At 60.4% G+C, this 21,145-nt stretch carries 20 protein-coding genes; 11 read left to right on the plus strand and 9 right to left on the minus strand.

Annotation, left to right across the window (positions count from 1 at the left end; genetic code table 11):
• Positions 1–37 precede the first annotated feature (37 nt).
• On the plus strand, positions 38–448 hold the full coding sequence (locus HGP16_RS23005; protein WP_168842306.1) for a hypothetical protein: 411 nt from the start codon (positions 38–40) through the stop codon (positions 446–448).
• Positions 449–540: 92 nt separating this feature from the next.
• Here HGP16_RS23005 and HGP16_RS23010 read toward each other — a convergent pair whose 3' ends face one another.
• On the minus strand, positions 541–1,722 hold the full coding sequence (locus HGP16_RS23010; protein WP_168842307.1) for an MFS transporter: 1,182 nt from the start codon (positions 1,720–1,722) through the stop codon (positions 541–543).
• A gap of 222 nt (positions 1,723–1,944) precedes the next feature.
• On the opposite strand from HGP16_RS23010, the gene HGP16_RS23015 reads away from it, so the two are divergent.
• Positions 1,945–2,658, plus strand: a complete 714-nt coding sequence (locus HGP16_RS23015; RefSeq protein WP_168842308.1) for a FadR/GntR family transcriptional regulator — start codon at positions 1,945–1,947, stop codon at positions 2,656–2,658.
• On the opposite strand, the gene HGP16_RS23020 is transcribed toward HGP16_RS23015, so the two are convergent.
• The gene (locus HGP16_RS23020) at positions 2,630–4,057 is read right to left on the minus strand and encodes an aspartate ammonia-lyase (RefSeq protein ID WP_168842309.1); all 1,428 of its coding nucleotides are present in this window, start codon (positions 4,055–4,057) and stop codon (positions 2,630–2,632) included. The genes HGP16_RS23015 and HGP16_RS23020 overlap by 29 nt on opposite strands.
• Before the next feature lie 276 nt (positions 4,058–4,333).
• Between HGP16_RS23020 and HGP16_RS23025 the strand changes: the two genes are divergently transcribed.
• Together HGP16_RS23025 and HGP16_RS23030 are read left to right on the plus strand one after the other, a co-directional pair.
• Positions 4,334–5,785 (plus strand): amino acid permease, encoded by a 1,452-nt coding sequence (locus tag HGP16_RS23025; RefSeq protein ID WP_168842310.1) that lies wholly within the window; start codon positions 4,334–4,336, stop codon positions 5,783–5,785.
• Complete coding sequence (locus HGP16_RS23030; protein ID WP_312862889.1) at positions 5,782–6,744, plus strand: asparaginase; 963 nt, start codon at positions 5,782–5,784, stop codon at positions 6,742–6,744. The genes HGP16_RS23025 and HGP16_RS23030 overlap by 4 nt, the downstream gene beginning before the upstream one ends.
• Before the next feature lie 187 nt (positions 6,745–6,931).
• Here HGP16_RS23030 and HGP16_RS23035 read toward each other — a convergent pair whose 3' ends face one another.
• The 6 genes from HGP16_RS23035 to aceA all read right to left on the minus strand — a co-directional run bounded on the left by HGP16_RS23035 (position 6,932) and on the right by aceA (position 11,430).
• Positions 6,932–7,390, minus strand: a complete 459-nt coding sequence (locus tag HGP16_RS23035; RefSeq protein ID WP_168842312.1) for a MarR family winged helix-turn-helix transcriptional regulator — start codon at positions 7,388–7,390, stop codon at positions 6,932–6,934.
• A 104-nt stretch (positions 7,391–7,494) separates the two neighbouring features.
• Positions 7,495–8,211 carry an SDR family NAD(P)-dependent oxidoreductase gene (locus HGP16_RS23040; protein ID WP_168842313.1) on the minus strand — a complete coding sequence of 239 codons (717 nt, stop codon included), beginning with the start codon at positions 8,209–8,211 and terminating at the stop codon, positions 7,495–7,497.
• A 70-nt stretch (positions 8,212–8,281) separates the two neighbouring features.
• Entirely contained in the window at positions 8,282–8,653 is a 372-nt protein-coding gene (locus HGP16_RS23045) for a hypothetical protein (protein WP_168842314.1), read from the minus strand.
• A gap of 25 nt (positions 8,654–8,678) precedes the next feature.
• A complete protein-coding gene (locus HGP16_RS23050; protein WP_168842315.1) occupies positions 8,679–9,560 on the minus strand; it encodes an NmrA family NAD(P)-binding protein in 882 nt (293 codons plus the stop codon).
• Positions 9,561–9,868: 308 nt separating this feature from the next.
• On the minus strand, positions 9,869–10,114 hold the full coding sequence (locus HGP16_RS23055; protein WP_168842316.1) for a hypothetical protein: 246 nt from the start codon (positions 10,112–10,114) through the stop codon (positions 9,869–9,871).
• A 26-nt stretch (positions 10,115–10,140) separates the two neighbouring features.
• On the minus strand, positions 10,141–11,430 hold the full coding sequence (gene aceA / locus HGP16_RS23060) for an isocitrate lyase (protein ID WP_168842317.1): 1,290 nt from the start codon (positions 11,428–11,430) through the stop codon (positions 10,141–10,143).
• Between the two features lie 206 nt (positions 11,431–11,636).
• Here aceA and HGP16_RS23065 point away from each other — a divergent pair, with 206 nt between their 5' ends.
• From HGP16_RS23065 to HGP16_RS23095, 7 genes are all read left to right on the plus strand, one after another.
• Complete coding sequence (locus HGP16_RS23065; RefSeq protein WP_168842318.1) at positions 11,637–13,049, plus strand: short-chain fatty acyl-CoA regulator family protein; 1,413 nt, start codon at positions 11,637–11,639, stop codon at positions 13,047–13,049.
• A 166-nt stretch (positions 13,050–13,215) separates the two neighbouring features.
• Positions 13,216–14,052, plus strand: coding sequence for a transporter substrate-binding domain-containing protein (locus HGP16_RS23070; RefSeq protein WP_168842319.1), 837 nt, complete (start codon positions 13,216–13,218; stop codon positions 14,050–14,052).
• A gap of 29 nt (positions 14,053–14,081) precedes the next feature.
• Positions 14,082–14,831, plus strand: a complete 750-nt coding sequence (locus tag HGP16_RS23075; RefSeq protein ID WP_168842320.1) for an amino acid ABC transporter permease — start codon at positions 14,082–14,084, stop codon at positions 14,829–14,831.
• Positions 14,828–15,601, plus strand: coding sequence for an amino acid ABC transporter permease (locus HGP16_RS23080; protein ID WP_168842321.1), 774 nt, complete (start codon positions 14,828–14,830; stop codon positions 15,599–15,601). Before HGP16_RS23075 ends, HGP16_RS23080 begins: the two co-directional genes overlap by 4 nt.
• Positions 15,602–15,611: 10 nt before the next feature.
• Positions 15,612–16,400 carry an amino acid ABC transporter ATP-binding protein gene (locus HGP16_RS23085; RefSeq protein ID WP_168842322.1) on the plus strand — a complete coding sequence of 263 codons (789 nt, stop codon included), beginning with the start codon at positions 15,612–15,614 and terminating at the stop codon, positions 16,398–16,400.
• Between the two features lie 2 nt (positions 16,401–16,402).
• Positions 16,403–17,743: an MmgE/PrpD family protein gene (locus HGP16_RS23090; protein ID WP_168842323.1), complete on the plus strand. Its 1,341-nt coding sequence runs from the start codon at positions 16,403–16,405 to the stop codon at positions 17,741–17,743.
• A 32-nt stretch (positions 17,744–17,775) separates the two neighbouring features.
• Complete coding sequence (locus HGP16_RS23095) at positions 17,776–19,074, plus strand: LLM class flavin-dependent oxidoreductase (protein WP_168842324.1); 1,299 nt, start codon at positions 17,776–17,778, stop codon at positions 19,072–19,074.
• Between the two features lie 55 nt (positions 19,075–19,129).
• Here the strand turns inward: HGP16_RS23095 and HGP16_RS23100 are convergent, their stop codons facing one another.
• The gene (locus HGP16_RS23100; protein ID WP_168842325.1) at positions 19,130–20,851 is read right to left on the minus strand and encodes an ABC transporter ATP-binding protein; all 1,722 of its coding nucleotides are present in this window, start codon (positions 20,849–20,851) and stop codon (positions 19,130–19,132) included.
• Positions 20,852–21,145: the final 294 nt, after the last annotated feature.

Raw genomic sequence — 21,145 nt, forward strand, 5'->3', positions numbered from 1 at the left:
CTGGCGGTGAAATTTCAACACCGTTAAGGTGATTGTCATGCGTTTATTTACGGTCAATGAAAATCTCGCCCGGCTCTTTCGACACGCTTCAGATACAAAAGATGCCCAACGAATATTCGAAGAGATATTCCGGGCATGCGCTCGCGGAATTGAAAGCCACTGGTACGTCTTGCTGGAGAATAACCAGCTTGCGGCGCATTTGGCGGCCGGTGAATTGCCACAAGGTTTCGATTTCAATGCACTAAGCGCTGAGATGGATGAGAAATACTTCGATGCCGAAGATGAAGGGCGCGATGAGGATTCAACAGTCTATTTTGCTCTCGCTCGTTTGATGTCGTCTCTTTCATTTTCCGCAGCAGCGACGGATACTATTGGTTTTTCCGAGACCGCCCATGAGGCCATTATGGCATTGCCCAATCCTAAAGAAGATTCAGCGACATTGCTCTAAACAGTGGCCTTGCCAATCGCGCAGAGCCGATCTGCGCTTCAAAGCACCCACCGTCTGCGACGCATTTCGCCAAATTCGGGTGCCATGCGAAATCACGTGAAAACCGCGGCTGGCGGCATAGCGCCCACGCGTTTTTCGTGCGCTGCCGAAAGAATGGCAACCACGCAGGCCAGAGCAAGCGCCACGGCACCCAGCACCGGCAGGCTGCGATAGCCATATCCACCCTCGAGCAGAGCGGCACCGACGCTTGCTGCGATCGCAATGCCGATATTGAAGCCTGAGGGGATGAGCGAGGAGGCGAGGCTCGGCGCATCGGCGGTCCACATCAGAATGCGAGCCTGAACCGGGGCACCGATCGCGAAATTAAGCGCCCCCCAAATGAAGATCGTCACGGTCATCAGCAAGGGATAGGGGCTGACGAGGTAAAGGATGACGAGTATCGCGGCCTGAATGGCGAGCATGACGATCAGCGACGGCATCAGCTTCCAATCCGAAAGCCGGCCGCCCAACAAGACACCCAATGTTGCTCCGACGCCATTGAGCAGCAGGACCCAGGGAATGATCATGGCATCAAGGCCCGTCACTTCGCGCAGAAGAGGCGTGATGTAGGTGAAGGGCACCATTTGCCCGATCATCAGCGCGAGCACGATGATGAGGGATGTCCAAACCTGCTGGCGGCCAAGAACGCGCACTTCGCGGCTCAAATGGCCGGATGGCTGCAGCTCGGCTTTCGTTGGTGGGATCAAGGCCCAGATCGCGGCCAATGCGAGGACGCCGACCGAAGTCATCGCCCAAAAAGTCGTCCGCCATCCCCAAAGTCCGCCGATCGCCGCGCCGACAGGGACGCCGATAATGTTCGAGACCGTCAGGCCGGCGAGTATCACGGCGACGGCACGACCCCGGAACGCCTGCGGGACGAGGCCGACCGCAACCACCATGGCAATGCCGAAATAGGCGCCATGGGCGATGGCGGTCGCAATGCGGAAGAGAAGCATGGTGGCGAAGTCCGGCGCGAGTGCGCAAGCAATCTGCCCCAGGCAAAAGGCGATCGTAAGAGCGACCAGAATGGTCCGGCGCGGAACCTGCCGGGTCGCCATGGTCAGGAGCGGGCCGCCGATTGCAATACCCAACGCGTAACCGGAAACCAGATAGCCGGCAAACGGGATCGAGACATCCAACCCTTGAGCCACATCCGGGAGAATGCCTGCGATGACGAACTCGGTGGTGCCGAATGCGAACGCAGCCAGAAACAAAGCGAACAGCGGTAAGGGCAAATCCAGCTCCCATATAGAGGTATAAGGATTTCTCTAAATTACGGGTGAGGGCACATCAAGTGCGAGATATCGTCGAAAGCGGGAGCAAAGGAACGAGCCCGTCTGAATCAACTACATTCATTCCGCACAAGGCGATTTCCTGGATGGCTTTCGGTTGTCAAACATACATCATTCCAGGAGCGATCCTTGACAAGCCAACAATGTTTGTGAAGGCTTGTCGCCATGAGTGAGGTGGCTGATTGGTTATCTTATACAAGTCCGATCAGTCGGAAAAATGCTGCCGAGGCAGTGTTTGAGGATATTCGTTCGGCAATTACATCGGGACGGTTGGCGGTCGGGACACGGCTGCCCGCCGAGGCGCAGCTTGCCACCCGCTATGGTGTCAGCCGGCCCATCATCCGTGAAGCGCTCCGTTCGCTGCAGACGCTCGGCCTTACTCAGACCCGCACCGGCAGCGGCACCTATGTCGTGACCTCGACACCCGGTTCGGAGCTACGCTACGGCGGTTATTCCGCGCGGGATCTGATCGAGGCGCGACCCTTCATCGAAGTCCCCGCCGCCGGCTGGGCCGCGCTTCGGCGCACGGAGCAGCAGCTGGGGCGCCTGCTTGAACTTTGCGATGAGATGGACCGGGAAGAAGATCCCCTGAAGTGGGTCAATCTGGATTCGCAATTCCACTCGATGATCGCCGAATCCTCCGGAAATGCCGTCTTCGGCAAGATCGTCGCCGATGCTCGCGATGCGCTGATGCGGCAGTCGGAGCTGGTCAACATGATGGCGCAGCGCCGCGTGGCTTCGAATGTCGAACACCGCCGCATCGTCGAGGCGATTGCGGCGGGATCGGAAGAAGAGGCCATCGCGGCGATGGAAGCGCATCTCGGTCAGGTCAAGCGTGTGGTGACTACGATCATCGGCGAGGACCAGCCGCACCATTGATGGCGGCCGGCAGATTGGCGAGCCGCTCCGGCCGCAGCGCCTCGAAAAGCTCTTCGGCGGTCAGATATCCATGGTCCAGCACGATTTCCGGTACGGTGCGCCCCGTTGCCAGTGCCTCGCGGGCAACCTTGGTTGCCGCCTGGTAGCCGATCAGCGGGTTCAGCGCTGTCGCAAGACCGATCGATTCCTGCAGGCGCTGCGCCATGAGAGCGGGGTTGGCGGTAATGCCATCGACGCAGCGTTCGGCAAGGATATGGCAGGCCGCGGTCAGATGCATGATGCTTTCCGATAGCGCGCGCACCATGATCGGTTCGAAGGCGTTGAGCTGCAGCTGGCCGGCTTCCGCGGCCATGGTGACGGTGATGTCGTTGCCGATGACGGAGAAGGCCACCTGGTTGACCATTTCCGGGATTACCGGATTGACCTTGCCGGGCATGATGCTCGAACCGGCCTGCATCGCCGGCAGCGTGATTTCGCCGATGCCGGCCCGCGGCCCGGAGGAGAGCAGGCGCAGGTCGTTGCAGGTCTTCGAAAGCTTGACGGCGACGCGCTTCAGCACACCGGAGAGATGGACGAAGGCGCCGGGATCCTGCGTTGCTTCGATGAGGTCGCTGGCGGTCACGAGCGGGCGGCCCGTCAGCCGGGCCAGATGGGCGCAGGCGAGTGCTGCATAGCCGGCTGGCGCATTGAGGCCGGTGCCGATGGCGGTGGCGCCGAGATTGACCTCATGCAGGAGGGAGGCCGATTCGAGCAGGCGGGCTCTGTCCTCGCCGAGCATGACGGCGAAGGTCCTGAATTCCTGTCCCAATGTCATCGGCACGGCGTCCTGCAGCTGCGTGCGGCCGACCTTGAGGATCGTGTCGAATTCCCTGGCCTTGCGCTCGAAGGCATCCCGCAGCACTTCCATTGCCGCGGCCAGGCCGTCGATCGCCTCGATCACCGCGACATTGACAGCCGTTGGATAGGCGTCGTTGGTCGACTGGCTGAGATTGACGTGATCGTTCGGATGAAGGTGGCCATAGTCGCCCTTGGCATGGCCGAGCAGCTCGAGGGCGCGATTGGCGATGACCTCGTTGGCGTTCATGTTGGTCGAGGTGCCGGCACCGCCCTGGATGACATCGACGACGAACTGTTCGTGAAGCTCGCCGGCACGGATTTCGCGGCAGGCGCGCACGATGGCATCGAACCTTTCCTTGGTAAGCAGGCCAAGCTCGTGATTGGCAAGGGCGGCCGCTTCCTTGACGAAGGCAAGGCCGCGGATGAGATGCGTATAACGCCCGATCGGCGTGCCCGTTACCTGGAAGTTTTCAACCGCCCGTGCGGTATGCACCCCCCAATAGACATCGGCCGGAACATCCTTTTCGCCCAGCAGGTCATATTCGCTTCGCGTCTTGACCACATTATCCTCCTATGGTCGAAATCAAGCTATATCTGTCAAGCTGTATGACAGATTTGAAATCTGTTATCGATTGCGCCGAGCCGCGTCAATAAGCCTGCTGTCGGGTTGACCTTGGGCAAATTCTATGTCTAAGAGGAAAAATCTGTCATACAGCATTACAGCATGACCGGCGATCGCCAGCATCGATCGGCGGCTTGTTAAAGCGAAAGGGCATCCTGTCGGGTGCAAACGAGCACCCCAGACCCGTCCATGGACAAACGGCTCAAGGGAGGAGCAATGTCAGTCGAAACCATCCAGAATATACCCGCGGATCGTCAGCCGCCGGCCAATGAGGACCTTGGCTACCACAAGGCCCTGAAGCCGCGCCAGATCCAGATGATCGCTATTGGCGGCGCGATCGGCACCGGTCTTTTCCTTGGTGCCGGCGGGCGGCTTGCCGCAGCCGGCCCGGCGCTGATCTTCGTCTATGCGCTCTGCGGCTTCTTTGCCTTTCTGGTGCTGCGTGCGCTCGGCGAATTGATCATGCATCGCCCGAGCTCCGGCTCCTTCGTCTCTTATGCCCGCGAGTTCTACGGCGAGAAAATGGCCTTTGCAGTCGGCTGGATGTACTGGCTGAACTGGGCCATGACCTCGGTTGCCGATGTGACGGCCGTCGCGCTCTACATGAATTTCTTCAAGCACTATGTGCCGTGGCTCGCTGGCATCGATCAGTGGGTCTTCGCGCTGATTGCCTTGATGGTGGTGCTGGTCATGAACCTGCTGTCGGTCAAGGTTTTCGGCGAGCTCGAATTCTGGTTCAGCCTGATCAAGGTTCTGGCGCTTGCCAGTTTCCTCGTCATCGGCATCTATTTCGTCGTCTCCGGCACGCCGATTGCCGGTCATACGGCCGGTTTCAGCATCATCAGCGACAGCGGCGGCTTCTTCCCGAATGGCATCCTGCCAGCCTTCGTCATCATCCAAGGCGTGGTCTTTGCCTATGCGTCGATCGAGCTGATCGGCACGACGGCAGGTGAAACGGAAGATCCGCGCAAGATCATGCCGGGTGCGATCCGCACGGTGGTTGCGCGCCTGCTGATCTTCTATGTCGGCTCGGTGCTGCTTCTGTCGCTGCTGCTGCCCTATACGGCCTATAAGGCCGGCGAGAGCCCCTTCGTGACCTTCTTCGGGACGATCGGCATCGAAGGCGCCGATGTCATCATGAATCTCGTCGTGCTGACGGCCGTGCTGTCGTCGCTCAATGCCGGCCTTTATTCCACCGGCCGCATCCTGCATTCGATGGCGGTTTCCGGCTCGGCGCCGGCAGCACTTGCCAGGATGAACAAGGCAGGCGTGCCCTATGGCGGCATAGCGGTGACGGCCGTCGTGACCGTCATCGGCGTGGCGCTGAATGCCGTGGTGCCGTCGGCTGCCTTCGAGATTGCGCTCAACCTCTCGGCGCTCGGTATCATCTCCGCCTGGGGCGTGATCGTGCTGTGCCAATTGAAGCTCTGGAAGCTGTCGAAGCGCGGCGAGATGGCCCGCCCGGATTTCCGCATGTTCGGCGCGCCCTATACCGGCGTCCTGACGCTGGTCTTCCTCTTCGCGGTGCTGGTGCTGATGGCGCTCGATTATCCGGTCGGCACATGGACGATCGCTTCCCTCGTCCTGATCGCGCCGGCTTTGGTTATCGGCTGGTATCTGCTGCGCGACCGCATCCATCGGCTGGCGGCCGAGCGGGGCCAGTCGTGACGGCAGCAAATGCAAATCCGCTGGTGGCAGTCATTGCCACCGGCGGCACCATCGCAAGCGAGCGCGCCGGCAACGGCGCCAGCGCGCCGTCTCTGACGGGAGAAAGCCTGCTGGCGTTCCTGCCAGACATGCCTATCGATCTTAGACCCATCGAACTGATGGCGAAGGATTCTGCAAGCCTCACGCTCGCGGATATGCAGGACATCAGCGACAAGGTGGGTGAGCTGCTTGACGATGCCGCCGTCAGTGGCATCGTCATCCTGCATGGCACGGATGCGATGGAAGAGACAGCGCTGCTCGTCCATCTGCAGCATGGGTTGAACAAGCCGGTCGTGTTCACGGGCGCGCAATTCACCGCCGATCATCCCAAGGCCGACGGCCCCGCCAACCTTGCCGCCGCCGTTACCGCCGTTACCGATCCGGTCAATGCAGCGCGCGGCGTGCTCGTCTGTTTCGGTGGCCGGCTGCTGCCGGCTTGGGGGCTTTATAAGCATTCGTCGGATGTTGCAGATGCTTTTCGGCAATCGCGGCCGCTCGAAAACCCGCCAAGCATGCGCCTTGCGGCAGCGCTCGACAGCGTGCGTATCGATGTTGTGGCGATCTATCCTGGCTGTGACTCCGTGCATGTGGACGCGAGCCTCAGGGCCGACGCCCATGGCATTGTTCTGGCGGCTCTCGGCTCGGGCAATGCCAATCCGCGTCTAGTCGAAGCCGTCAGGCGCTGTGTCGATGTCGGCGTGCCCGTCGTGGTCTCCAGCCGGGTGCCGGATGGATTGCTTGTTTCAAGCTATGGCGGCGGTGGCGGCGGACATGATCTTGCCGATGCCGGTGCTGTTCATTCCTCCACACTGCGGCCGGGGCAAGCGAGAATCGTGCTGGCGGCCCTCATCGCCTCCGGCGCCAGCGCTGAGCTCGTCGAGCAGGCCTTCGCGGACTTCGCAGCCAACGCCATCCCCTGAAGGCCTCGGCTTTCGGGTCCATCAAGGGCTTTGATTGTGCAAGAGTGAGTTGGCGAGTTCGTATCCAAAGGCGATCATTAAACTCGAGTCGATATGGCCGGTTTAACTGCGCAGGTTCCGATTGGAACAATCGTTCGACGAGCGACGATTATTCCGTCGTGTTTTCGGTCGCCGCCAGCCAGATGGATTATTCTCCGGAAGCGGCCGTCGAACTCCCGATATCGATGGCGTTCAGTTCCAGCCGCAACGCTTGGATTTTTTTAGGTCCGTTAAGCTGCGCAAATTCCAGCTGCGCCTTTCGCCAGAGGGGTTCTGCTTGCTTATGGAGGCGGCGGCCCTGGTCTGTGAGTTCAATGATACGAACCCGGCCGTCCGTGAGAGACGGCTTCATCGTGACAAAGCCGTCGCGCTCAAGAAAGCCGACCATCTTTCCCATAGCCGTCCGCTCGATATCGAGCCGCTCGGCGAGAATGTTCACAGCAGCTCCGCCCGCTTCTTCAAGGGCGGCGAGGGTCAAAAACTGCGTGATGCGTAGCCCGGTTGGCTCCAGGTGGCTATCGTAGAAACGGGTAATCTGCCGAGTAGCCTTTCTCATGGCGGAGCAGGTGCATTGATCGATTCCTAGTGGTTGGTTAGTTGTCAACATCTCAATTTCCTCTCGATCCGTGCATTGCTAAAGCCATGGGCAGGAAAGTTCTGAGAATCTTCTGCCCATGGCCTGCCTATAGATACCGGCGGCCTTCGCCACTATCAGAACATGCCTTGGGGAGGCGAGATATAGCCGGGATCTACGGCTGCAAGCGTACTCTTCAGCAAAGCCGTTCCCTCGTCAGCCATGATTTCGCTCTTGCCAATGGCGAGTGCATGATAGGTCTGGCGCACGACGTCCGCCGGGGAGGCCTTCGGGACGTCAATGCCGTTGGTCAGATCGGTATCGACGAAGCCTACGTGAAGACCGAGAACCTGGATGCCGCGGTCACGAAGGTGATGCCGGAGCTGGTTCGTGAAGCTCCATGCGGCCGCTTTTGAGGCGGCATATGGGGTCAGGATTGGCCGTGGCAGCCACACGATATCAGACAGAACATTGATAATGGCGGCATGCGACTTATTCGAGAGCGCTTGCTCGAAGGCTTGGCTCACGCGGACCACGCCGTAGTAGTTGGTATCGAAGAGGCGCTGCGACTGAGTTTCGAAGTCCTCCGCCAGTGGTCCGTCGATCAGAGCGGCAATGCCCGCGTTATTGACCAGAATGTTGGTATCCGCGGCGATTTCGGCGGCAGTGGCGACCGATGCCTTATCCGTGACATCGATCTGAACTGGAACGATACCCGGTTCGCTAAAGCCGCTGGTGTTTCGCATCCCCGCATAGACCTTGGAGGCTCCTCGGCGGACGGCTTCGCGGGCGAAGGCCAAGCCCAGACCGCGATTGGCACCGGTGATGAAGACTGTGTTCTTGGCGACGTCCATGACTGAATTTCCTTTCCAAAGTAGTGAGCGGCAGGCCAACGTTGGCCTGTCGGCGCGATGGGTGCTGCGTTCAAAGAAAGAGGTTTTCCGGCAACTTTCCGGAGAGTGCTTCCCGCAGACGGGCGGAGAGGGCCATGACCGAACCAAGCGGGCTCATTCGGACGCTGACCCGCGGCACGGAGCCATCGGGATTACGGTCCACGACGACGGTGGCGGTCAGTTTTTCGCCAGTCGTCAGCACAGCCTCGTATTCGAGGAATAGCCGCGAGCCGATCGTCTCGAAAAACGTAGGGCTCTGCGAGACGTAGAAAGTTCCAACTGTGTTGACTGCAAGCTTGATCTCCTCACGTCCCACGATGGTGTCTCGCGCTACGGAGCTGGTCAGCTCGGCGTCTGCCGTCAGGTCATCAAGAAACGGATGACGTTCTTCTTCGTGTGCCATTGTAAAATCTCCTGCCTTCTTGCCGTTATTTGTAGGCGGCGCGATTGTTTGTGATGAATTGCTTGACCGTGAGAGCGGCGGTTCCCGTAATCTCCTCGACTGCATCGTTGGTTCCCGAGAAGACGCCGTCGCGATAGTCCTGCGCGACTTCGACCAGGTGCTGGACGAGGAACGGCGGGAACTTGTAGAGATTTTCCATCTTGTCCTTGAACGCCTCGATCGACGTCGGCGCGTATTCGATCTTCACGCCAAGTACCTCGCTGATGACCGCGGCGATCTCGGTGTGGTTCATCTCGACAGGACCGTGGAGGGGGTAAATCTTGCCTTCGTGGCCCTGCGGATAGGCCAGAAGGTGAGCGATCACCCGACCCTGGTCATCAGCAGGAATAGGCGCGTGGCGACCGTTCTCGAAGGGGAACTGGATCTTCCGCGTTGCCCAGATTTCCTTTGCGAAATGCGGGTAGACGAGCCAGTCGGCAAAGAACGTCGGACGCAGGTGGGTCGTCGGGACGCCCGACCAATCGAAGACACGTTCCGAAACCCAGTGATCCCGTGCCGCGTGGCTTGTCGATTCCCGACGAGCTGAGATCTGCGACATGTTGACGATCGCCGACACGTTAGCTTCCTTGGCGGCCTGTGCGAAATAGGCTGCTGCCCCAACGATCCCGGGCGCTATGGGATGTAGGAAATAGGCAGACCTGATGCCTTCCATGGCGGCCCGGATGGCATCGATATCGGTGAAATCACCGATCGCGGTTTCAAGGCCGCGCTGTCTCAGGGCTGCCGCCCGGTCATCGTCCGAGCGCACATAGGCACGAACAGTTTTGCCCATCTTGAGCAGTTCGTCGACGGTAGCCGTCCCGGTTCTTCCGGTCGCACCGCTTACAAGTATTTCAGCCTGGCTCACGATCTTCACTCCTCGGCCTGATAAGAGCATATGCTCTCGATGAGGAAGACATGAGAGCATATGCTCCTAATGTCAAGCAGCCTTGGCCGAAATATCGACGATGCCTTGTTGCCGGTGAAGGAAATCGACCTTTGAGCGGGCTCTACATGCTGGATACCGATATTGTGTCCGAACTTGCGCGAACTGGCTCGATTGAGCATCCAGTTCGGGAAAAGGCACCCCCAATTAAGGCATGTCAGTGCCAGCCGCGAGAACGGGCCGACCGTTGAAAACGGCGCGGCCCGAACATTGGCTGGATGGTTTGTCCATCAAGCCTGGTGCGTCGCATTGGCGACCACGACAGGGATCAAGAGATCACCCCAATTGCCGTTGCCGCCGTGGTGGCGGGCCGAGCGGATGAGCTCGACGGAAACGCCGGCCTCGACCGCGTTCATGACGGCCTGATTGAGGCGATGCAGCTCGTTGGCCAGCATGCGGATGACCGCCTGCTGATCGGTATTCATGGTGAGAGATTGCTCTTCGGCTCTCTCGCGAACGCGTGCTATCGATGCCATTTCATTCTCCTCCTATAGTCCCGATATCATTCTGCTGCCGGCTTGAACTGCGCATGCTCAGTCGATCCGTGCATGGCCGTGGTGGATGACTGGCCACCGGTAATCGCCAGCGACACCGCATCGAAATAGCCGGTACCCACTTCGCGCTGATGCTTGGTTGCGGTGTAGCCATTGGCTTCCGCAGCAAATTCCGCCTGCTGTAGCTCCGAATAGGCGGCCATCTGGCGCGCTTTGTAGCCGCGAGCGAGCTCGAACATGCCAAAATTCAGCTGGTGGAAGCCGGCAAGCGTGATGAACTGGAACTTATAGCCCATCGCGCCCAGCTCGCGCTGGAACTTGGCGATCGTCGCGTCATCCAGGTTCTTCTTCCAGTTGAACGACGGCGAGCAATTGTAAGCCAGCAGCTTGCCGGGATGGGCGCGATGCACGCCTTCGGCAAATTTGCGTGCCTGTTCGAGATCCGGCTTCGAGGTCTCGCACCAGATCAGATCGCAATGCGGCGCGTAGGCGACGGCGCGCGCAATGCAGGGCTCGATGCCGTTCTTGACCTGGTAGAAGCCTTCCACCGTGCGGCCGGCGTCGTAGTCGACGAAGGGCCGATCGCGCTCGTCGATATCCGATGTCAGCAGCTTGGCAGCCTCGGCATCGGTGCGTGCGACGACAAGCGTCGGTACGCCCATGACGTCGGCGGCTAGCCTGGCCGCATTGAGATTGCGGATATGGGCAGCCGTCGGAATAAGCACCTTGCCGCCGAGGTGGCCGCACTTCTTTTCCGATGCCAGCTGATCCTCGAAATGGACGCCGGCGACACCCGCCTCGATATAGGCCTTCATGATCTCGAAGGCGTTCAGCGGGCCGCCGAAGCCCGCTTCGGCGTCAGCCACGATCGGCGCAAACCAGGTGTCGACGGAAAGTCCTTTGCCTTCAGCGGTCTCGATCTGGTCGGCGCGCTGCAGGGTGCGGTTGATGCGCTTCGCCAGCTCCGGACCCGCATTGGCGGGATAAAGCGACTGGTCGGGATACATGGCCGAGGCGGTATTGGCGTCGGCTGCGACCTGCCATCCGGACAGATAGATTGCCTTCAGGCCGGCGCGAACCATCTGCATGGCCTGATTGCCCGAGAGCGCGCCGAGCGCGTTGACGAAATCTTCCTCGTGAATGAGCTGCCAGAGGCGGTTCGCACCCATTTCGGCTAGGGAATGGCGGATCGTGATCGACCCACGCAACCGCTCCACATCCGCGGCCTGATAGGGACGCTCGATGCCGTCGAAACGCCTGGCGGCCGCGCTAGGAACCAGTTTGTAAAAATCTGTCATGCTATTCTCCCGATACTGTCTCTCGATCCTCCGATCGATCTCGATTGCATGACTGTTTTTACAATATTGATGCTGCCGCAGCCAGAAAAACCGAAAGATCCCATTCGATAAAAGGGTTAGGATGTGCTATCGTTGACATTGGTTCTCAGTAAAATTGTAAATCTTGTTAAATTCGCCTGAGGAAAAATTTGTAAAAGGTTTGACATATGGTTGAGCGCAAGATCTTTGCCGGTCCACGGGTTCGGCGTATCCGCATGGGGCTCGGCCTGACGCAGACGACCATGGCGCAGGCTCTCGATATCTCGCCGTCCTATCTCAATCTCATCGAGCGCAATCAGCGGCCGTTGACCGTGCAGCTGCTGCTCAAACTGTCGGCGGTCTATAAGGTGGATCTCGATGCGCTGCAGGGCGAGCAGGGTGGCAGTGCAGGGCAGCTGCGTGAAGTTTTCGCCGATCCGCTGCTTGCGGGCGAAATCCCTGGCGATCAGGAGTTGATCGAGCTCGCCGAAGCCGCGCCGAATGCGGCAAACGGCATGATCCGTCTGTATCGCGCCTATCGCGAGCAGGCCGCAAGACTGTCCGATCTCGCCGAGCTTCTGTCCCGCGAAGGCCGGATTGCCGATGTCGCCGGTCCCCGCTTGCCGCTCGATGAGGTGCACGATCGTCTGCAGGCGCGGCCGAATTTTTTTGCTCGCATCGAAGATGCCGCCGAAGCCTTCCATGAGCGCCTTTCTTCCAGCGACGATATGGTTGGCGGCTTGAAGCTGTGGTTGAGGAACGAGCATGGCATTGCCGTGCGTCTGCTGCCGGTGCGCGCCATGCCGGGCCTGCGCCGGCGCTATGATCGGCATTCCATGCGGCTTTTCCTGTCCGAGCGGCTGTCTCCCTTCGATCAGCTTCGGGAGATTGCGACCGAGGTTTCGGCTCTGGTCATGCGCGAGGAGATTGCCGCCGAACTGGATGCGCTTGCTCTCTCGACACCGGAAGCCAAGCGCATCGCCCGCTTCGAGCTGGCGCGCTACGCATCCCACGCCCTGCTGATGCCATATGGCTCCTATCTTTCAACAGCCCAGCGCCTGCATTACGACATCGATGGGCTTGGGGCTCGCTTCGGTGTTTCCTATGAGCAGGCCGCCACGCGGCTGACCAGCCTGCAGCGTCCGGGCGCATCCGGTATTCCGTTTTTTCTGATGGAGATCGATAGTGCCGGCCATCGACTGCGCAAGGCTGGCGCCCAAGGCTTTCCGCAGGCACGCTTCGGCGGCGGCTGTCCCAAACTCAATATTCATGCCGCCTTTGCCCAGCCCGGACAGATATTGGTGGACGATACGCAAATGCCGGACGGTAGCGGATTTCTCACCATATCGCGGACGGTCGATGGACCTCAGGCCGATTTTGGCGAAAGGATGCGCCGCACCGCGCTCCTCATCGGCTGCGATATCGCCCATCGCGACGAGGTGATCTATGGCAAGGCACTTGGCTCGATGTCCATCGCGATCGGCCCGGCCTGTCGCCTATGCGAACGTCAGGGTTGCCTGGTAAGGGCCGAACCGCCGGTGACGCGCCCACTCGGTCTCGACGAAATGGCGGCGGGCCTGAGCGTATTCGATTTCCAGTGATCGCATTGAATTTGCCGTCGCGGATGGGAAACGGCAAATTCAGTATATTAAAATCTATCGTTTATATGGATAATTGTTGCGTCGATACTCCGATAAATAGGATCTCATTCCTCGCGTGCCGCGCTTGCCCTTACTAGGTTCCGCGCAGACAAGGAGTCCGAGATCCATGAATTTTGCCAAGCGAACATCTGCCGCCATTTTTGCCGCTGCGCTTTCCTGCGGCGCGCTGTTCACCACGATTGCGCATGCCGATACGACGCTCGACCGCATCAAGGGCCGTGGCGCGCTGACCGTCGGCGTCATCCTCTCCGGAGCGCCCTTCGGCTACATCGATCCGGCAAGCCAGGAACAGAAGGGCTACAATCTCGACATCGCCAAGGCGCTTGCTGAAAAGCTCGGCGTCAAGCTGGAGACGGTCACGGTAACGCCGCCGAACCGCGTGCAGTTCCTGCAGCAGGGCAAGGTCGATATCCTGATCGCCAACATGCAGTACACGGAAGAGCGCGCCAAGATCCTCGATTATGTGCCGACGCCCTATGACCGCAGCGGCGGCGCTGCCGTCGGCCGCAAGGATAGCGGCCTCAGCGACTGGAGCGACCTCAAGGGCAAGCCCGTCTGCGTTTCTCAAGGCTCGAACTACACGCAGCCGCTGATGGAGCAATATGGCGCCGAAGTGAAGGCGCTGCCGAGCCAGCCGGAATCGCTGCTGGCCCTTCAGGGCGGCAATTGCGTTGCCGCCGTGCATGTCGGCGCGACGGTCGGCCTGCTGCTTCAGGATCGGCCGGAGGAATGGAAGGATTACAAGATCCTGTTTCCGACCGAGCTCGTTCCTTCGGATTCGGTGATCTGGCTGCGCAAGGGCGAAGGCGACACGCGCGCCGCACTCGACAAGGCCGTCCAGGAGCTGCATGCCAACGGCAAGCTTCTCGACTATGCCAAGGCAAACCGCCTGCTCAACACGACCTATCTTGAGGAAGAGCACAAGAAGCTCGAGGGCAAGTGACATTGTCGGTCGCTTGAGGAACGGTTTGCATGGGAAGTTCGCTACTTCAGACCTTCATAGACTGGACTGGCAAGATCGGGCTTCACTACGAGTTCCTGGCCAGCGGCTATGAGGCGCAGATCTGGCGTGGTGGTTTTATCACCACGCTCTATCTCATCGTGCTCCTCATTCCGATAAGCCTGCTGTTCGGCCTGCTGTTTGCCGCCATGCTGACCTCGGGAAACAGGACCTTGGCCGTGCCGGTCAGAGCCTTCATCGAAGTGACCCGTAACACGCCGACGCTCGTGCAGCTGATGTTCAGCTTCCTCGTGCTGAACACCCTCGTCTCCAATGGCCTCGGCGGCGCGCAGCACAATCCTCTGACACCGTTCTTCTGGGTGGTCGCCGTGGTCGGCCTGCATGTCGCTGCACTCCACGCCGATGCGCTTCGCGCCGGCATCGAGGCCGTGCCCGAGCAAACGGTGGAAGCGGCGCGCGCCATTGGCTTCACACGCCTGCAGATCCTTCGTTTTGTCGCGATACCGCTCGCCCTCCGGGCATCGCTGCCGGCGATCGTCAACAATATGATCAATCTGGTGAAGCTGACGACGGTGGGGAACGCGATCGCGGTGAGCGAAATCACCTACGCGTCGATCATGGTCTGGACGCAGCGTGACAATGTCGTCGAACTGATGATCGTTATCCTGCTGTTCTTCAGCGCCATCAACCTTGCCCTCGCCAGAACCGGGCGCTGGATCGAAAAGCGCCTGGCTGTACCCGGTTTCGGAGTGGGCGCGTGAGTGTGGCGAAGCTCTCAGCGGCTCCCTCGAGCAACTGGCTGCCCTGGCTCTTCGGGGCACTGGTCGCGATTGCGGTCATCTGGCTGCTGGCCGATCTGTCGCTGCTGCATGTGCTGATCGAATGGCTGCCCTATCTTGGCAGCGGTTTCCTGATGAACATCCTCATCAGCCTGCTCGCCATGGCGGGAGGAACCTTGATTGGTGTCTTGCTTGGTATTCTCGAGCTGGCACCGCTGAAGATCATACGCTACCCCGTCGGCCTTTATGTCCAGATCTTCCGCAATGCGCCGCATCTCGTGCTGATCTTTGCGACGACCTATATTTTTCCCTTCGAGATCGTGCTCTTCGGCCATTACCTGCCCTTTCCCGATTGGGTGAAGGCCGTGATCGGGCTTGCCATTCCGGCAAGCGCCTATGTCGCCGAAATCACGCGTGGCGCCATTCAGTCAATTCCAACGACGCAGTGGGAGGCGGCCAAAGGCCTCGGCTTCTCCCGGTCCCAGGCGCTGCGCTGGATCATTCTGCCGCAATGCGCGCGCCGGTCATTGCCGCCATGGATGAACCTCTTTGCCTCGATCACCATGGGAATCGCGCTTGCCTCTTTGGTCGGCGTGCATGAGCTTTTGCATGCCGCCACTGATGCCAGTACGGCCGTCCGCCGTCTGGATTTCACCGTCCTTGCCTATATCGTCGTCATGGCGGCGTTCTTTGCCCTTTGCTATCCCATTTCTAGCCTGACGCGCCGCCTTGAGCGCCGCCTGAAAGCTTAAAGGAGCCGGCATGAGCCAAGCTCAGACCAATCCGATCGTCGAACTGGCTGATGTGCATCTCGCCTACGGATCGACCGAGGTCCTGAAAGGGATCGATCTTTCCGTTGCCCGCGGGCAGACCGTCTCGATCATAGGTCCCTCCGGGTCGGGGAAATCGACGATCCTGCGCTGCATCAACGCGCTGGTCGCGCCGCAGACGGGGCGCATCTCGGTCAATGGCGCGCGTGTCGACCAGATGCGCAGCGAGGCCGAACGCATCAAGCTGCGGCAGAAGATCGGCATCGTCTTCCAGCAATATAATCTGTTTCCGCATCTGTCCGTGCTCGACAACATCACAATCGCCCCGACGCGAATCCTCGGCGTCAACAAGGCCGATGCCGAACGTCATGCCCGGGATCTCCTGGCGCGGGTGCGCCTGTCCGAAAAGGCAAGCGTCTATCCCGGACAGCTTTCCGGCGGTCAGCAGCAGCGCGTCGCGATCGCGCGGGCGCTGGCAATGCGGCCGGATCTCGTCCTCTTCGATGAGGTGACTTCGGCACTCGATCCCGAGACCGTCGGCGAGGTGCTCGCCGTCATTCGCGATCTCGTCAAGGAAGGCATGACGAGCATCCTGGTCACGCACGAGATGCGCTTTGCCGAGGAGATCAGCGATGTCGTGGTCTTCACCGAAAACGGCCGCATCGTTGACCAGGGGCCGCCCGAAGCCATCTTCCAGACATCGACAAATGCGCGCATCCGCCGCTTCGTCAACGGCCTCGCCGGTGCGCGGGCTTCGCTCGAGGACGGGGAGGGGATTTGACGATGGAAAAGACTTTTCCGTTGACGACAGGCTTTGCCGAAGCCATCACATCGGCCGATCCGCTGCGAGATGAGGCGGCCGTTGCCGCAGCCCGCATGGCGCTCGTCGATTGGTTGGCCTGCGCCTTAGGCGGCTCGGCCGACCGCACGACACGCATTCTGCTGGAACAGTTGCCGGCAGGTCCGGGTGACGCCGTCATCATCGGGCAGGGGCGGCGCACCGATGCGCTGACGGCGGCTTTGGTCAATGCCCATGCCGGCCATGTGCTCGATTATGACGACGTGCATGCGAGCGTGCGCGGTCACCCGACGACGGTCATCGTTCCCGCTCTGCTGGCGCTGGCATCGGAGACGCCGATTTCAGCGGACCGCCTGATCGCCGGCTATATTGTCGGCCTGGAAGCGATGGCGCGCCTCGGCCTCTCGCTCGGCATGCGCCATTACGAGAACGGTTTTCATGCAACGGCAACGCTCGGCACGATCGGTGTGGCGGCGGCCGTCGCCCATGTGCTTGGCTATTCCGTCGTCGAGACCGCCACGACGCTCGGGCTGGCGGCCACGCATTCGAGCGGTCTGCGCCTGCAGTTCGGTCATGATGCCAAGCCCTATCATGCCGGCATGGCGGCGCGCTCGGGCCTGCTTTCGGCCAAGCTCGTCACGGCAGGCTTCGGTGGCGCAAGGGATTTCCTCGACAGCGCGATCGGCTTTTATTCGGCCTTCGCCTTTGGCGAGGCGCGGCCGCAGGCGGCCATCGAGGGCTGGGGCGCGCCTTGGCAGATCGTGGCGCCCGGCCTCACGCTCAAGGCCTTCCCGTGCTGCACGGCGAGCCACCCGGTTGCGATGATCGGTCTTCAGCTTCACGAAGAGGAATTGAACGCGGAACAGATCGAGGCTGTCGTCATTACCTTCCCGCCGGGAGGCGATGCGGCACTGGTCGTGACCGATCCGACGACCGGTATCGACGCTCGTTTCAGCGCCGAATATGTGTTCGCAACGGCGCTGATGGACGGCGCGTTGAAGATCGGCCATTTCGGAGAGACGCCGGTAAGAGAGGATCTGATGGCAATCGCCCGGCGCGTTCGCCGCCGGCACGACGAGACGGCGCCGCGACTTTCGAGCGACCCGAAAACGCGCTTCGTCATTGCCGAGATAACGCTGAACGATGGACGCCGCCTGAGCCGCGAGTTCAAGGGCCTGCCCGGCCTCAGCGATCCCACCGAAAAATTCCGCGACGCGACCGGCAACCATCCGGCCGTGTCGGCCGTTCCCGATATGGTGAGAACCATGCATAGCGAGGACGATCTTGATCGCCTCGTCCAGCTTCTATCCAACAGTTTGAACTGATCCAAGTTCCAAGAAACGCAAGGCATGCGCCCATGAGCAAGACCCGCAAGATCCATCTCGGCCTTTTCCTGCAAGGTGCCGGCCATCACGTCTCAGGCTGGCGTCATCCAGATGCGGAAGCCGGCAGTGAGAATTTCGACCTGCTGCGCCGCGTGGCCCGGATCGCCGAGGCTGCCAAGTTCGACATGCTCTTCCTGGCGGACGGCCTGACGAGCGCTCTTGACGCGCATCCCTCGATGATTGCCCGTTTCGAGCCGCTGACGTTGCTCGCCTCACTCGCGATGGTGACCGACAAGATCGGTCTTGCCGCGACCGCGTCGACCACCTATGGCGAACCCTATCATCTCGCCCGCGCCTTCGCCTCGATCGATCATCTGAGCCACGGCCGCGCGGCCTGGAACATCGTCACCACGTCCTACGCCCGCACGGCCGCCAATTTCTCCAAGAGCCACCCGGAGCATGACGAGCGCTATGCGGTGGCGGAAGAATTCGTCGATGTCGTGCGCGGCCTTTGGGATAGCTGGGCCGACGATGCCTTCCGCAAGGACAAGGAGAGCGGTGTCTATGCCGATCCCGCCAAGGTGCGGGTGCTCGACCACAACGGCAAATATTATTCCGTCAAGGGTCCACTCAATATTCCGCGCCCGCCGCAGGGGCACCCGGTGCTGATCCAGGCCGGTTCGTCGGGGCCGGGTCAGGATCTCGCAGCCCGCACGGCCGACATCGTCTTTACCGCCCAGCAGAGCCTCGATGAGGCGCAGGCCTTCTATAAGAGCCTGAAGGGCAAGGTCGCCGGCTTCGGGCGCAACCCGGACGACGTCGCCGTCATGCCTGGTTTCCTGCCCGTTATCGGCAAAACGGTTGCCGAGGCGCGCGAAAAGCTCGACGTGCTGAACCGCTGGACTGACATCAAGAGCGCCATGCCGCTTCTGGAGGAACGCCTTGGCCATAGCCTTGCCGAATATGATCTCGACGGACCGCTGCCCGACCTGCCGATTTCCGACCAGCTGCGCAGCCGGGCCGAACTGCTGACCGAGCTTGCCCGTCGCGAAAAGCTGACGATCCGTGAGCTTGCCCTGCGTGTGGCCGCCGGCCGCGGCCATCACATCGTGCTCGGAACGGCTGAAGAGATCGCCGACCGCATGCAGCAATGGTTTGAAAACGGCGCCGCAGACGGCTTCAACGTCATGCCGCCCTTCTTCCCCGGCGGCCTTGAGGATTTTGCCAACGACGTTGTGCCGATCCTGCAGGAGAGAGGCCTCTTCCGCCGCGATTATGAAGGCACGACGCTGCGCGATCACTTAGGGATTGCCAGGCCGGCCTGGGCTTGACGGAGGCCGAGGCGTTCACCCCCGGCTCTCTTTTTCATTCATCGATGTCAATGGATCAGGCATAAAGCCCGAACTGAGCATTGTGCAGCCGCGCATAGGCGCCACGGCGGGCAAGCAATTCGTCATGCGATCCCTGTTCGACAATGCCGTTATCGCCCATGACGATGATGCGGTCGGCATTGCGGATGGTTGACAGCCGATGGGCGACGACCAGCGTCGTGCGTCCCTTCGCGAGTTCCAACAGCGCCTGCTGGATCGCATATTCAGTTGCCGTATCGAGCGCCGAGGTGGCTTCATCGAGGATGAGGATCGGCGGATCCTTCAGGAAGATGCGGGCAATCGCCAGCCGCTGTTTCTGTCCGCCCGAGAGCTTGACGCCACGCTCGCCCGTCGGCGTATCGAGGCCGGCGGGCAGAGACCGGACGAATTCGTCGAGCGAGGCGCGCTGCAAGGCTTTCATGATGTCTTCGTCGGTAGCGCCGAGCTTGCCATAGGCGATGTTCTCGCGAATGGTCGAGCCGAACAGGAAGACGTCCTGCTGCACGATGCCGATCTGGCCGCGCAGCGAGGCTTGCGTCATGTCGCGGATATCGATGCCGTCGATCGTGATGCTGCCGGCCGTGACATCGTAGAAGCGCGGCAGCAGCGAGCAGATCGTCGTCTTGCCCGTGCCGGAGGCACCGACAAAGGCGACGGTTTCGCCGGCCGCGATAGTCAAGTTCAGATCCTTGAAGATCGCCGCCTGATCGGAATAACCAAAGGCGACGTTCTGGTAGGCGATATTGCCCTTCAGATGATCCACCGCAGCCGCATTCGGCCGGTCGGCAAGATCCGGTTCCGTATCGATCAGCGACAGGAAGCGTTTGAAGCCGGCGATGCCCTTGGGATAGGTCTCGATCACCGAGGTGATCTTGTCGATCGGCCGGAAGAAGACGTTGATAAGCAGCAGGAAGCTGACGAAGCCGCCATAGCTCAGCTCGCCTGAAATGACGTACCAGGTTCCGGCCATCATGACGACAAGTTGCACCAGGCGCGTGCTGAAATAGCTGAGCGCGATACTCGCCGTCATATAGGCATAGCCATCCAGCTTGGTCGCCTTGTAGTCCTCGTTGTCGCTGGCAAACAGCTGGCTTTCATATCGCTCGTTGGCGAAAGCCTTGACCACGCGGATGCCGCCGACCGTCTCCTGCATGCGCGTGTTGAAGTTGCCGACCTTGCCGAACAGGCTGCGCGAATTCAGCGTCATCTTCGAGCCGTAGCGGCTCACCAGCCAGGTCATGAAAGGCACGATGGTCGTCGTCAGCAGTGCGAGCTTCCAATGGACGCTGAACATCAAAAGGAAGGCGCCGATGAAGGTCATGATCGCGATGAACAGGTCCTCGGGACCATGATGGGCGATCTCGCCCACTTCCTCTAGGTCCTTGGTGACGTGGGTGATCAGGTGGCCGGTGCGGTTATTGTCGAAGTAGCGGAAGGACAGCTTCTGGATATGATCGAAGGCCTGGCGGCGCATGTCCGATTCGATCGAGATGCCGAGCGCATGACCCCAATAGTTGACGATCGCCGAGAGGCCGGTGCTCACAGCATAGACGACAAGCAACAGCGCCGCTGTCGCGAAGATCAGACCCCAATCGCGGCTCGGAAGCAGTTCATCGACGAAAAGCTTGACCGCCAGCGGGAAGCCGAGCTCTAGCAGGCCCGCAAGCACGGCGCAGCCAAAGTCGAGGAAAAACAGCTTTTTATAGCTGGCATAATAGGAAAAGAAACGACGAAGCATGAATGCCCTCCATGGGCACAGAAGAGGATATGGAAAGACAAGAACGGACTGAGCGGCAGCCCGAAGTTCGGCACCGCCGTTCAGCGTCAGTGGGTGCTGAAATTTCTCATCTGGCGATCCTCCTGCTTGAGTCGCGCGATTTTTATAACCGACGCGTGCAAGCGTGTCATCCCTATAAACGACGGGTGACGGTCTTGGCATTTGGCTTGCCGCATGGAGGAAGACAACGCCCGCCATGGACGGACGACGGCTGCAGGGAATGCCTTCGGTGAGTTATAAATTCGAGAGAGGTCT

Origin of the sequence: Rhizobium sp. P40RR-XXII, from assembly GCF_012641405.1 — a bacterium.
Classification (GTDB): Bacteria; Pseudomonadota; Alphaproteobacteria; order Rhizobiales; family Rhizobiaceae; genus Rhizobium.

Excerpts from the sequence above, each read along its gene's own strand:
- HGP16_RS23040 (WP_168842313.1), bottom strand. The coding sequence starts at position 8,211 with ATGGACGTCGCCAAGAACACAGTCTTCATCACCGGTGCCAATCGCGGT.
- HGP16_RS23095 (WP_168842324.1), top strand. The coding sequence starts at position 17,776 with ATGAGCAAGACCCGCAAGATCCATCTCGGCCTTTTCCTGCAAGGTGCC.
- HGP16_RS23090 (WP_168842323.1), top strand. The coding sequence starts at position 16,403 with ATGGAAAAGACTTTTCCGTTGACGACAGGCTTTGCCGAAGCCATCACA.
- HGP16_RS23045 (WP_168842314.1), bottom strand. The coding sequence starts at position 8,653 with ATGGCACACGAAGAAGAACGTCATCCGTTTCTTGATGACCTGACGGCA.
- HGP16_RS23035 (WP_168842312.1), bottom strand. The coding sequence starts at position 7,390 with ATGTTGACAACTAACCAACCACTAGGAATCGATCAATGCACCTGCTCC.
- HGP16_RS23005 (WP_168842306.1), top strand. The coding sequence starts at position 38 with ATGCGTTTATTTACGGTCAATGAAAATCTCGCCCGGCTCTTTCGACAC.
- HGP16_RS23065 (WP_168842318.1), top strand. The coding sequence starts at position 11,637 with ATGGTTGAGCGCAAGATCTTTGCCGGTCCACGGGTTCGGCGTATCCGC.
- HGP16_RS23075 (WP_168842320.1), top strand. The coding sequence starts at position 14,082 with ATGGGAAGTTCGCTACTTCAGACCTTCATAGACTGGACTGGCAAGATC.
- HGP16_RS23085 (WP_168842322.1), top strand. The coding sequence starts at position 15,612 with ATGAGCCAAGCTCAGACCAATCCGATCGTCGAACTGGCTGATGTGCAT.
- HGP16_RS23025 (WP_168842310.1), top strand. The coding sequence starts at position 4,334 with ATGTCAGTCGAAACCATCCAGAATATACCCGCGGATCGTCAGCCGCCG.
- HGP16_RS23055 (WP_168842316.1), bottom strand. The coding sequence starts at position 10,114 with ATGGCATCGATAGCACGCGTTCGCGAGAGAGCCGAAGAGCAATCTCTC.
- aceA (WP_168842317.1), bottom strand. The coding sequence starts at position 11,430 with ATGACAGATTTTTACAAACTGGTTCCTAGCGCGGCCGCCAGGCGTTTC.
- HGP16_RS23100 (WP_168842325.1), bottom strand. The coding sequence starts at position 20,851 with ATGCTTCGTCGTTTCTTTTCCTATTATGCCAGCTATAAAAAGCTGTTT.
- HGP16_RS23070 (WP_168842319.1), top strand. The coding sequence starts at position 13,216 with ATGAATTTTGCCAAGCGAACATCTGCCGCCATTTTTGCCGCTGCGCTT.
- HGP16_RS23015 (WP_168842308.1), top strand. The coding sequence starts at position 1,945 with ATGAGTGAGGTGGCTGATTGGTTATCTTATACAAGTCCGATCAGTCGG.